The sequence below is a fragment of the Kitasatospora arboriphila genome, assembly GCF_039528095.1.
In the GTDB taxonomy this organism is placed as follows: Bacteria; Actinomycetota; Actinomycetes; order Streptomycetales; family Streptomycetaceae; genus Kitasatospora; species Kitasatospora arboriphila.
In genome coordinates this window covers 1-11,522 of the sequence record NZ_BAAALD010000150.1, presented here as the reverse complement: position 1 = coordinate 11,522, position 11,522 = coordinate 1, and the positions used below count along the sequence as shown (strand labels likewise).

6 protein-coding genes are annotated in these 11,522 nt (G+C 77.7%); 5 read left to right on the top strand and 1 reads right to left on the bottom strand.

Annotated elements, in window-relative coordinates; translation table 11 throughout:
• The first annotated feature begins 360 nt into the window (after nucleotides 1-360).
• The gene (locus ABD353_RS37615) at nucleotides 361-1,122 is read left to right on the top strand and encodes a potassium channel family protein (protein ID WP_344628226.1); all 762 of its coding nucleotides are present in this window, start codon (nucleotides 361-363) and stop codon (nucleotides 1,120-1,122) included.
• A gap of 62 nt (nucleotides 1,123-1,184) precedes the next feature.
• Here the strand turns inward: ABD353_RS37615 and ABD353_RS37610 are convergent, their stop codons facing one another.
• Nucleotides 1,185-1,640, bottom strand: coding sequence for a hypothetical protein (locus ABD353_RS37610; protein ID WP_344628225.1), 456 nt, complete (start codon nucleotides 1,638-1,640; stop codon nucleotides 1,185-1,187).
• A gap of 390 nt (nucleotides 1,641-2,030) precedes the next feature.
• Between ABD353_RS37610 and ABD353_RS37605 the strand changes: the two genes are divergently transcribed.
• The 4 genes from ABD353_RS37605 to ABD353_RS37590 all read left to right on the top strand — a co-directional run.
• On the top strand, nucleotides 2,031-2,897 hold the full coding sequence (locus tag ABD353_RS37605; protein WP_344628224.1) for a DUF4132 domain-containing protein: 867 nt from the start codon (nucleotides 2,031-2,033) through the stop codon (nucleotides 2,895-2,897).
• Nucleotides 2,894-7,816 carry a DNA-binding protein gene (locus ABD353_RS37600; protein ID WP_344628223.1) on the top strand — a complete coding sequence of 1,641 codons (4,923 nt, stop codon included), beginning with the start codon at nucleotides 2,894-2,896 and terminating at the stop codon, nucleotides 7,814-7,816. The genes ABD353_RS37605 and ABD353_RS37600 overlap by 4 nt, the downstream gene beginning before the upstream one ends.
• Before the next feature lie 179 nt (nucleotides 7,817-7,995).
• Nucleotides 7,996-9,123 (top strand): ATP-binding protein, encoded by a 1,128-nt coding sequence (locus tag ABD353_RS37595; RefSeq protein ID WP_344628228.1) that lies wholly within the window; start codon nucleotides 7,996-7,998, stop codon nucleotides 9,121-9,123.
• Between the two features lie 29 nt (nucleotides 9,124-9,152).
• Nucleotides 9,153-11,522 (top strand): DUF5682 family protein (locus ABD353_RS37590; protein WP_425555335.1); only part of this gene is annotated, 2,370 nt, incomplete at its 3' end.

Sequence of the window (11,522 nt, the reverse complement as noted above, 5' to 3'; positions counted from 1 at the left end):
CCCCACCACCCCCCCCCCCCCCCCCCCCCCCCCCCCCCCCCCCGCCCCCCCCCCCCCCCCCCCGCCGCCGCCCGCGCCGTCCGCACCGGCGCCCACCGCGCAGGCGCCCGCACCCGGCGGCGGGTGCGGCGGCGATCCGGCGCAGCTGACGACGGCACAGCTGGCGGCGTGCGTGGCGGAGCTGTCCCGGGCGTTGCAGGGGCGGGTGCAGGAGTCGGGGACGGCTCGGCCCTGACGATCGCGGTGATCGGCGGCGCGCTGCCGTGGGAGGATGCCCGTGGGGGCTGTTGACCAGGGTGTTCGTCCGGCACGGCGGTCCGGCCCGGGCCCCGCAGCTCGTGCCCGTGGAGGAGGCCGGCCATGACGAACCGACGCGAACGCTGGGAGCGGCACACGCAGCTCCCGCTCATCGCGCTGTCCGTGCTGTTCGCCGTCGCCTACGCGGTGCCGGTGCTCGCGCCGCGGGCGCCCGGCTGGGTGCTGCAGGGTGCGGCCTGGGCCGAGTGGGCGGTGTGGGCGGTCTTCGCGCTGGACTACGCGACCCGGCTGGTGCTGGCGGAGCGCCGCTGGGAGTTCGTCCGCCGCAGCCCGCTGGACCTCGCCTCGGTGCTGCTGCCGCTGGTGCAGCCGCTGCGGCTGCTGCGGCTGGTGTCGACGCTGCTGCTGGCGGGCCAGCGGGTGCGGATGGCCTCCCAGGTGCGGCTGACGACCTACGTGGCGGGCGTGGTGCTGGGGCTGCTGGTGTTCGGTTCGCTGGCGATCCTGGAGATCGAGCGGAGCTCGCCGCACGCGTCCATCCGCACCCTCGGCGACGCGCTCTGGTGGTCGTTCACCACCATGACGACGGTGGGCTACGGAGACCTGACGCCGACCACCGGTCTCGGGCGGCTGCTGGCGGTCGCGCTGATGCTGTCGGGGATCGCGCTGCTCGGTGTGGTGACGGCCAACATCGCGGCCTGGTTCGTGGCCCGGTTCGAGGCGGAGGACCGGCTGGACCACCTCAACCACCGGGCGATCCAGGACCTCACCGCCGAGGTCCGCGAACTGCGCCGCGAGCTCGCCGAGCTGAGCCGGCAGGCGGAGCCCGGCGGGGAGCCCGCCGGGCGCGTCCCGAGCGCCTGACCGGCCCGCGGTGGCGCCGTACGGCCGGCTGGCCCGCGGGGCGGCGTGCGGCCGTCGCGGCGTCAGCCGCCGTTCAGCGCGGCGCCGAGCAGCTTCCCGGCGGACTCCTCCAGGGCGGTGTGGAGCTCCTTGTCGGCGATGCCCTCGGCGTAGGAGTACAGGACCATGCCGGCGGTGGCCCGGACGGCGGGGCCCGCCCACTGGGGGTCGATCGGGTACGGCTCACCGGGCGGCCAGGGCAGCGGCCACTTCTTCGGCCACGGGATCACCCGGTAGGGCGGGATCGGGCACCAGTCCCCGTCGGCGTCCTGCAGCACCGCGCGGGCGTCCCCGCCCGCCGCGTGCACGGCGACGGCGGCGTCGGCGCCGAGCAGTTCGGCCGGGGGCAGCGGCTGCGGGTCGAGGTCGGATGCGGCGCGGGCGGTGAGCGGCAGGTGCGGGAAGAGGATCTCCCAGAGCCCGGCGCCGGTGCGCGCCATCAGGCGCAGCAGGCACGCGGAGTCGAGTCCTGCGTGCACGGTTCCCCCTCGGGCCTCTGGGTGACGGTCCGTCAGACACTGCCCGTTCCATGTGATCTGCGGCACAGTCAGCGGGCGGCGAGCCGGGCGGCGGCGGTGTTCTCCGCGCGGCGGCGACCGCCTGGTGCGTGCAGCGACGAACCCTCGGCCGCGGGCCGCGCGCGGGCCCGGCGCACACCGCGGCCGGCCGGCCGCAACCCCGCGGACCGGCCCGCCGTCTCCCTCCGCGACCCCTGCCGGAGCGCCGCCCGGCGGCCCGTGCACCGCCCAGCGGGACACGTTGTCCGCGGGTGGCGCTAGGTTTCCGACATCACCGCGGGCGGGGTGTTCGGTCCCCCGGTCGGCTGCGGGGGTTTCCGACGATTTGGCAGATCACGAGGTGGGGCCGTAATGGGTTGGGTGGCGGCGGGCGACGGGTACGAGGTCGCCCTGGTGGAGGGCCGGGTGACGGCGCGGTCGACGTCCGGCCGCTCCGCGGGCAGGCAGCTGAAGTCGCTGCCGAAGGCGGTGCGGGAGCACCCGGAGACGGACCGGCTGCGCCGGTTCGCGACCTGGTTGGAGCGCCACGCGGCGTCCTGCCGGGAGCAGGTGGACGCCTGGATGGTGTCCTCGCTGCCGGTGCCGACCGGGCTGCTCGCCAAGGTCTGGCCGGACGAGGCCTGGCAGGCCGCGCTGCGCGACCTGGTGGTCGTCGGCGACGGCGAGGACGAGGTGGGCTTCCTGCGCGACGCCACCGCCGACGGCGAGCTGCGCCTCGTCGACCTGGACGGCGAGACCGTCCGCATCTCCCCCGCCACGGTCACCCTGCCGCACCCGGTGCTGCTGGAGGACCTGGAGGACCTGCGGGAGTTCGCGGCCGAGCTCGGCGTCGTCCAGGGCGTCGACCAGATCCACCGGGCGACCTTCCGCAAGCCCGACGAGGTGGCGGAGAAGGCCACCGAGGTGAAGGACTTCGCCGGCGGCAGGTTCCCGTCGCGGTTCGGCCTGGCCGCCCGCGCCACCGCGCTCGGCTACCGGGTCTCCGGCGGCTACGCCACCATCCGGGTCCGGGACGGCGAGCGGACGGTCGAGCCCGCGGTGTGGATCGGCGAGCCGTACTGGGACGGCGATTCGGAGACCGGTGCGCTGTGCTGGCGCGACACCGAGGGCCGGGCGCTGACGCTGCCCGAGGTCGGGCCGGTCGCCTGGTCTGAGGGGATGCGGATGGCCGCCGCGCTGTACGCCGGCCGCACGGTCCAGGAGGGGAAGAACGCATGAGCACGCACGAGGACACGGGGACGGGCCGCACGATGACCGAGGAGCAGGCCGCCGAGCTGCTGCAGGCCGGGGCCGTGCTGCCGCCCGGCACCGCCGGCGCCGGCGAGCGGGCGGTGCCGCTGACCGCCCGCACCTACCGCCACCCCGGCCTGGACGGCCGGGTCGTGGTGCGGCTGGTGCCCGCCGAGCTGGGCGCCGCCGAGGACCAGGCCGTGGGCTTCCTCGGCCTGCAGCCGGACGCCGAGCCGGCCGAGGTCGGCCTCGGGCTGCGCCAGGCCCTGGGCTTCCCGGAGTGGGTGCTCGCCCACCACCCGGAGGACGGCCACCACGCGCTGGGCATCGTGCCCGAGCTGGAGCGGATCGCCAAGCAGGCCGCCTCCCGGCCGAAGGCCGCCCTGGAGGGCTACCAGCAGCTCGCCGAGCGGCTGGCCGAGGCGGTGCCGCACTTCCTGCCGACCTACTACGAGCAGGCCGGCCGGGTCTTCCTCGGCGCCGAGAACAGCCAGTTCGCCGCCCAGATGTTCACCCGCGCCCGCAAGGCCGAGGCGCAGCACGGCCTCCCGCTGGACGAGCAGCGCCTCGACGCGGTCTTCCTGGAGTTCGCGCTGGCCGGCGCACTGCCCGTCAAGGTGCTGTCCGGGTACGCCAAGGAGCTGAGCGCCCGGGTGCCCGCCGCGGAGGCCTTCGACCGCTTCCGCCGGCTGTGCGTGCGGCGCACCGCGGGCGGCCTGGAGCCGTCCGCGGTGATGGCCACCGACCTGCGCCGGCTGGCCCGCGCGGCCGGCGCCGACCCGGAGGCCGCCGAGACCGCCTACCTGGACGAGCTGCTGGCGCTGCCCGCCACGCTGCGCGCCGCCGCCGGCTGGTGGAAGCGCCACCGCGACGCCCTGGTGGCGCTCGGCCGCACGCCGTCCGCCCGCGGCCGGCTGCTCGACCTGATGCCGACCGGGTACGACCCCGAACTGTCCGGGCTGTGGCTGGACATCCTCGTCGAGTCCGGCGCGGCCGCCGGCCTGTACGACGACGCCGTGCCGAGCGAGGAGCGTCCCGCGGACGGCACCGCCGGCTGGTTCGGCCGTTTCCTCGGCTGGCGCAACCACCGCTGGGGCACCCGCGCCCGGATACCCGCCCTGCTGCCGCTGGTCGAGCGGGCCGCCGAGCGGCTGCGCGCCGAGCACCTGGCGGCCGGCACCGCGGTCAACGTCCCCGAGACCAACGTCAACCTGCTGGACACCCTGCTCGCCCTCGGCGTGCCGGTCGCCGACCCGGCCGAGCACACCGCGCTGCGGCTGGACGTCTGGGCGCAGGAGGACGAGCAGCGCGACCTGACCGCGCTGGAGGCCGACCCGCGCTTCCGGCCGGCGTTCCGCAACGGCGCCGACCGGATCAACAACGACGTCGACGGACGGCGTGCCTTCGCCCTGCTGGCGAGCTCGCCGGGCGGGCGGCCGATGCTCGCCGAGTGGATGGCCGGCGTCGCCCGGCAGCCCCGCGCCGCCGGCCTGCCCGACCTGCCGAACGCCTTCCAGAAGCTCGGCTGGCTGCCGGGCGAGGTGCTGGTGCTGGCGGAGGAGGAGGTCCGCGCCGCGGCCTCCACCGACCTGTCGGCGGTGGTCGCCCGTTCGCTGCGCGCCGGCGTGATCGACGAGCTGGGCTGGCCCGCCTGGGACGAGGCCGCCGCGGAGCTCGTCGCCCGCAAGGACGTCGACGACATCGTGGTCGCCGACGCCTGGCCGCACCTGATCGCGGCCGGCCCCTCGCAGGCCCGGGTGCTCGGCGCCGACGGCACCGTGCTCCGCCACGACCTGCGGATCCCCGCCGGGGACTCCTCCGAGACCGGCTTCCACTACGTGGACGGCTCGCTGCTCGTCCACTGGCAGTCGCAGGCCAACAACCGCCGCTTCCTCGGCTACTGGCACACCGCCGCGGACCGCGTGTTCACCATGCCCGAGAACACCTCCCGGCGCGGCACCCGCACCTACTGGCTGGGCTCGCTGAACAGCCACAGCCTGCCGCTCGACGGCGGCGGGCGCACCGGCGGCAAGGGCACCGTGCACGCCGGGGACACCGCGCTGCCCGGCGAGCGCCGGATCATCGGCGACGGCCGCACCTTCTGGGTGTGGGCCGACCCGGGCGGCGACGCCGCGTACACCTGGCACGAGTACGACCCGGCGACCGACACCGTCGGCCGGGCCGCCGACCCCGCCTTCCTCGCCGACGCCCTGCGGGACGCCCCGGCGGGCAGCAAGGCCTGCGGCGGCTGGGTGATGCCCGCGCCGACCGGCGACACCACGCCCTCCGGCGCGCCGGTGGACGGCCTGCTCGGCTGGCGCACCCTCACCCTGCCCGACGGCTCGCACCGCGGCGAGGACCTCGCCGGACGCGGCATCACCCTGCCGCCGAGCCGGGGCTGCCCGCTGCGCCTGGTGCAGTTCCCCGGCGCCGACCGGCCGCAGGCCGTCGTCCGGGACGGCACCTACGGCGTCCGGCTGGTCGACGCGGACGGCGCCACCACGGCCACCGTCCGCACCGACGACGTCCCCGGCGTGTTCGCCGAGGGCACCCTGATCCTGCCGCCGCTGCGCTACTGGCACTACCTGCAGCCGCGCGACCCGCAGGGCTCCGCCGCGCTGCGCCGGCTCGACGACGGCACGGCCGCCGCCCTGCTCAAGGCCGCCGCCGAGGACGACCCGCAGCGCCCCGCGGAGTTCACCGCGGCGATCCGCGCGATCCTGCCGGAGGTCACCGACGAGCGGCTGCTGGCCGGCATCGCCGGACTGCTGCGCTACGCCGCCGCCCCGCAGCAGCGGCTCACCGCCGTCGCCGAGCGCCTGGAGCTGGAGCTCTCCGGCGGCGCCGCCCCGGTCGAGGAGGCCCCCGGCCCCGGCGACCAGGAGCTGCAGACGGCGCTCAGCGGCCTCGGCATGGCGTCCAACTGGTACAACACCCAGCAGAGCCGCTACACCGCCGAGCAGGTGCGCTTCCTGGCCCGGGCGGCCTCCCCCGAGGCCGAGGCCGCGGCCCCGGGCACGGTGCACCTGGACGCCACGGAGACCCCGTACGTGCGGGTGGACTGGGAGCAGCTGCCCCGGCTGACCGCGGTGACCGCGCTGCGCGCGGTGTCCGCCACCAGCACCCCCGAGGACCGCGCGGCACTGCGCGGCCTGTTCGAGGTGCTGTCCGGGGTGGGCCTCACCGACCCGGCGGGGACGGCGCACTGGCGCACCGCCAGGCTGCACGTCGGGGCCGTCCACCTGGCCGACCGCGACGGCTCGACCCGCAACGGCGACCGCGACATGCTGCTGCCGCTCGGCGGCGGCGCGTTCCTGCTGTTCGTCGACGGCGACGTGGCGGCCAACGGCGACACCGAGTCGACCGTGCTCTTCCACGACCCGTCCGGCCGCTTCGAGGCGCCGGCGCCGTACACCCTGCTCTCCTGCGAGCCGCTGGAGGACGCCGGGAACGACCGGGCGGCCGCGCTGCTGGCGTACGCCGCGGACCGCGAGCCCGCCCCGTGGTTCCCGGAGGCCGCCGAGCGGTTCGCCGAACTCACCGGTGTCACCGGCACCATGGCCGCCCTGGTGGTGGCCGGCCTGCCGCAGGTCGAGAAGTGGGAGCGCAACTTCCTGCCCGCCGACACCCGGGCGCTGCTCGGGCTGAAGGTCGCCGACGCGGCGGTCGCCCGGGACGAGCTGCGCTCGCTGGGCGCCGCCACCCGGCGCCGGCTGCTCACCGCCCTGGTGCCCGCCGACCCGGCGCTGCTCTGGACGGCGGGCCCGGACGTCGAGGCCGCCGCGGCGGTGTGGAACGAGAAGCTGGGCCGCCGCGTCGCCGTCCCGGAGGCGCTGCTCGCGGAGGCCGTCCGCGCGGTGCGCACCGGCTGGGCGTCCCGTGCGGCGCTGGGCGCCGTGCTGGACCCGGCCGCTTCGAAGGACCTGACGAAGGACCTGGAGTGGCACGTCCAGCGGGACCGGGTGGTGCCGGTCGAGCCGGGCTCCGGCTTCACCGCCGCGACGCTGGTCGGCGCGGTGGCGATGGCCGGGTGGCTGGCCCACCGGCTGCCCGCCGGCGATCCGCTGCGGGCCTCGCTGCCCGCCGCGCTGGCTGCCGTCCGCGACCGGCTCTCCCACCCGGGGCTGATGCTCGACCTGGGCCGCTACGTCAGCCTGCCGAGCTTCCGCAAGGTCGCCGGCGCGCCGACCGAGGTCGGCGAGGGCTACGAGCGGTACGGCGCGGTCGTCATGGCGACCCACGACAGCCAGCCCGCGCCGGGCATCCGCACCGCCCTGCTGGACGCGGCCGGCGAGGACCCGTACCTGCCCGCGCTGCGGGAGAACGCCGGCGAGCCCTTCCCGGCGGAGGCGGCGCTGAAGGCCGTCCGCTCGCCCGGCTTCGAGGCGCTGCTCGGCGACCCGGGCGACCCGGCCGCCGGTGAGCGCGGTGCGGACGGCACCTGGTGGCCGCAGGACCCGTCCCGCTCGGTGCCCGACCTGGTCGAGGAGGCCGCCGCCCGGCACGGCCTCGGCGCGGACGCCGCCGCGCTGTACCTGATGCTGCTGGCCATGCCCGACCCGACGGACCGCAACACCGCCCGCTGGACGGGCTGGAAGCCGGCCCGGCTGAAGGCGGCCCGGGCCGAGCTCGCCGCGACCGACCTGGTCGTGCAGGCCTCCCGCACCCGCGCCGGCCGGACGCTCTTCCTGCCCGGCGGCTGGACGGAGCAGCGCAGCCCGCACCTGCCGCTGGAGACCTGGAAGCTCCCGCTGCTCGGCGGCGGCTCCACCGCGCTCGGCGTGCTGCTGCCGGCCGAGCCGGCCGCGGAGCTGTACCGACGGGCCTGGCAGCGCCTGCTCGACGGCGACCTGCCGCGCTTCGGCGAACTGAAGGCGCCCAAGGCCCGCCGCGGCCGCCGCCGCTGACCGAGCGCCGGCGGCCCCCGGGGGTGCGGCACACCGTCGCACCCCCGGCCCCACCCGTTGTTCCCCTTTCCCCGGACCGAAGGACCGACGCTGTGTCTCCGACGAACCCGACGTACCCGACGACCCCGACCGACCTCTCCGAGCCGACGACCGATCAGGCCGCCCCGCCGGCTCGGCAGATCCTGCCCGCCGAGGAGCGGTACGCCCAGGAGCTCGCCTTCCTCGCCGCGTACGACGAGGGCCCCCGCCCGCCCGGCTGGGCGCTGACCCCGGCCGCGGTGGTCACCTTCGTGTGCGGCAGCGACGGCGAGGCGCTCGCCCTGCCGCCGAAGCGCCGCAAGGACGGCGCGCTGCCCGCCAAGCTGGTCGTCGCGCCGAAGTTCGTCGGCGAACGCGCCCTGGTCGAGCGCTGCGTGGTCACCCTGGCGGGCGAGCGCGGCCTGCTGCTCGTCGGCGAGCCCGGCACCGCCAAGTCGATGCTCTCCGAGCTGCTGTCCGCCGCGGTCAGCGGCACCAGCGAGCTCACCGTGCAGGGCACCGCCGGCACCACCGAGGACGCCTTCCGCTACGGCTGGAACTACGCGCTGCTGCTCGCCCAGGGCCCCACCCCGCAGGCGCTGGTCGCCTCGCCGGTGATGACCGCGATGCGCACCGGCCGGGTGGCCCGGATCGAGGAGGTCACCCGCTGCCTGCCCGAGGTGCAGGACGCGCTGGTGTCGATCCTCTCCGACCGCCGGGTCAGCGTCCCGGAGCTCGCCGGCACCGCGGACGCGACCGTCGCCGCCGTCCCCGGCTTCAGCGTGATCGCCACCGCGAACCTGCGCGACCGCGGCGTCTCCGAGATGTCCGCCGCGCTCAAGCGCCGCTTCAACTTCGAGACGGTGCACCCGATCGCCGACGCCGGCGCGGAGACCGAGCTCGTCCGCACCCAGGCCACCGCCGCCGTGCAGCGCGCCGGTGCCGCGTTCGGCGTCGACGACGCCGTCCTCGACGTGCTGGTCACCGTCTTCCGCGACCTGCGCACCGGCCGCTCCTCCGAGGGCTGGGACGTCGAGCGGCCCGGCACCGTGATGTCCACCGCGGAGGCCGTGCACGTCGCCGCCTCGCTGGGCCTGGCCCGCGCCTACCTGCCCGGCGGCGACGTCCTTGACCTGGTCCCGGGCCACCTGCTCGGCGCCGTCCGCAAGGACGACCCGGCCGACCACGGCCGCCTGCTCGGCTACTGGGACGGCCCGGTGCGCCGCCGCGCCGAGGACGGCTCCGCGATGTGGCGCCGTCTGTGGGACCTGCGGGAGAACCTGCGGTGACCGACCCCCGTACCACTGAGGACACCACCGTGGGCACCACCGGGAACCCCCCGGCGGACACCGCGGACCCGCGGAAGGCGGTGGAGGCGCTCGCCGCCTCCGCCCGGCCCTACCTGATCGCTGTCCGGCACCACAGCCCGGCGCTCGCCGCGGTGGTGCCGGCGCTGCTCGACAAGGCCGACCCGCAGGTGGTCTGCGTCGAGTTGCCGGCCGACTTCCAGCGCTGGCTGCCGCACCTCGCCGACCCGGGCACCGTCGCCCCCGTCGCCCTCGCCGGGGCCGACGAGGGCGGGCACCTCGGCTTCTACCCGTTCGCGGACTTCTCGCCCGAGCTCGCCGCCCTGCGCTGGGCCCGCGAGCACGGCGTCGAGGTGCGCTGCTGCGACCTGCCGCTCGCCGACAAGGGCTGGGCGCCGTCCGGGGCGGCCGACGCGCCCGGCGGCCGCCCGGCCGGCCCGGCCTACGCCGATGCGCTGGAGGCGGCCGGCACCGGCCGCGAGGGCGACGACCTGTGGGACCGCTCCGTCGAGGTGCGGGCCCCCGGCAGCGAGCCGGAGGCCGTCCGCCGCGCCGCCCTGGCCGTCGGCTGGGCGCTGCGCCGCGACGCCGCCGGACGCGGCGGCGTGCCCGCCGGGGACCTCGCCCGCGAGGCGCACATGCGCCGGGTGATCGCCGCGGCGGCGGCCCCGGACGGCCGGGTCGCCGCGGTCGTCGGCGCCTTCCACGGACCGGCGCTGACCTCCCTGCCGGAGGCGGCGGAGGACGCGCCCGAGGTCCCGGCCGAGGGCGGTCCGGTCACCTCGCTCGTCCCGTACACCTTCGACCTGCTCGACGCCCGCTCCGGCTATCCGGCGGGCATCCGCGACCCCAAGTGGCAGCAGGCCGTGCTCACCGCCCAGGGCGACCCGGAGCAGGTCGACGCGGCCGCCGCCCGGGCGATCACCGACATCTGCCGGGAACTGCGGAAGGCCGGGCACCCGGCCGGCACCGGCGAGGCCGCGGAAACCCTGCGGCTGGCCGGCGACCTCGCCCGGCTGCGCGGCCTGCCCGCGCCCGGCCGCGGCGACCTGCTGGACGCCGTCACCGCCGTCCTCGGGCAGGGCGAGCCGCTCGGCCGCGGCCGGGCCCTCGCCAAGGCGCTGGAGGCGGTGCTGGGCGGCGCCGACCGCGGCCGGCTCGCCCCGGGCACCCCGCGCTCCGGCCTCGGCCCGTCCGTCGAGGCCGAGCTCGCCGCCCTGCGCCTGCCCGACCCGGAGGACCCGGACTCCCGCGAGCTGCGCCTCGACCCGCTGCGCTCCCCGCTGGACGGGCGAGCCGCGGTGCGGCTGCAGCGCCTCGCGGTCTGCGGGATCGGCTACGGCAAGCAGATCGAGGTCTCCGGCACCGGCGACGGCGCCGCGCTCAGCACCCGCTGGCGGATCGCCTGGACCCCGTCCGCGGCCGCCCGGCTCGACCTGGCCGGCGTCCGCGGCGTCACCGCCGAACTCGCCGCCGCCGGCACCCTGCGGGAGACCGCCCGCCAGCAGTCCGCGGACGGCGGACCGACCTGCACCCAGCTGCTGGACGGGCTGCGCGCCGCGGCCCGCTGCGACCTGCCCGCGCTGGTCGCCGAACGGCTCGCCGAGGCAGAGCAGTTGCTGCCCGCCTCGGCGACCCTGCCGGAACTCCTCGACGCGCTGGACCTGTTGGAGGCGCTGCGGCTCGCCCACCTGCCCGGCACCACCGAGCGGAGCCGGGAGCGGGCCGCCGAACTCGCCACCGTCCTGCTGGACGCGGCCGTCCGCGGCCTGCCCGGACTGGCCGGCAGCGAGGACCCGGCGGACGCCACCGCCCTGGTGGCCCTCGCCACCCGGGCCGGCGACCACCGGCTCGGCCTGCGGATGGACGACGCCCTCGCCGAGCTCGCCCGCACCGGCTCCCCGCTCGTCCAGGGCGCCGCGCTCGCCGCGCTGGTGCTGCTCGTCCTGGACACCGCGGACCGCCTCGGCGCCCGCGCCGCCGGCTGGGTCGACGCCGCCGCCGACCCCGAGGGCCGCCGCCGGCTGGCCCGACTGCTCACCGGCCTGCTGACGGCCGGCGGGCCGCTGCTCCAGTACGCGCCGGACGCGCTCGGCCCGCTGCTGGAGCGGATCGACGCGCTGCCCGACCGCGGCTTCCTGGACCGGCTGCCCGCGCTGCGGGCCGGCTTCGACGCGCTCAGCCCCGCCGGCCGCGGCCGGCTGCTGGACACCGTCGCCGAACGGCTCGGCGAGCGCCCCGACCTGACGCTCGCCGCCCCGGCCGGACTGCTCGCGCTCTGGACGGCCGCGGACACCGCTGCCGTCGAGGCGCTCGCCGCCCGCCGCCTGCCCGGCACCGGCACCGGCACCACGGCCCCGGCCCCCACCCCCGCACCCCCC

Coding starts and splice junctions, on each gene's coding strand:
- ABD353_RS37615 (WP_344628226.1), top strand. CDS start 361: ATGACGAACCGACGCGAACGCTGGGAGCGGCACACGCAGCTCCCGCTC.
- ABD353_RS37605 (WP_344628224.1), top strand. CDS start 2,031: ATGGGTTGGGTGGCGGCGGGCGACGGGTACGAGGTCGCCCTGGTGGAG.
- ABD353_RS37600 (WP_344628223.1), top strand. CDS start 2,894: ATGAGCACGCACGAGGACACGGGGACGGGCCGCACGATGACCGAGGAG.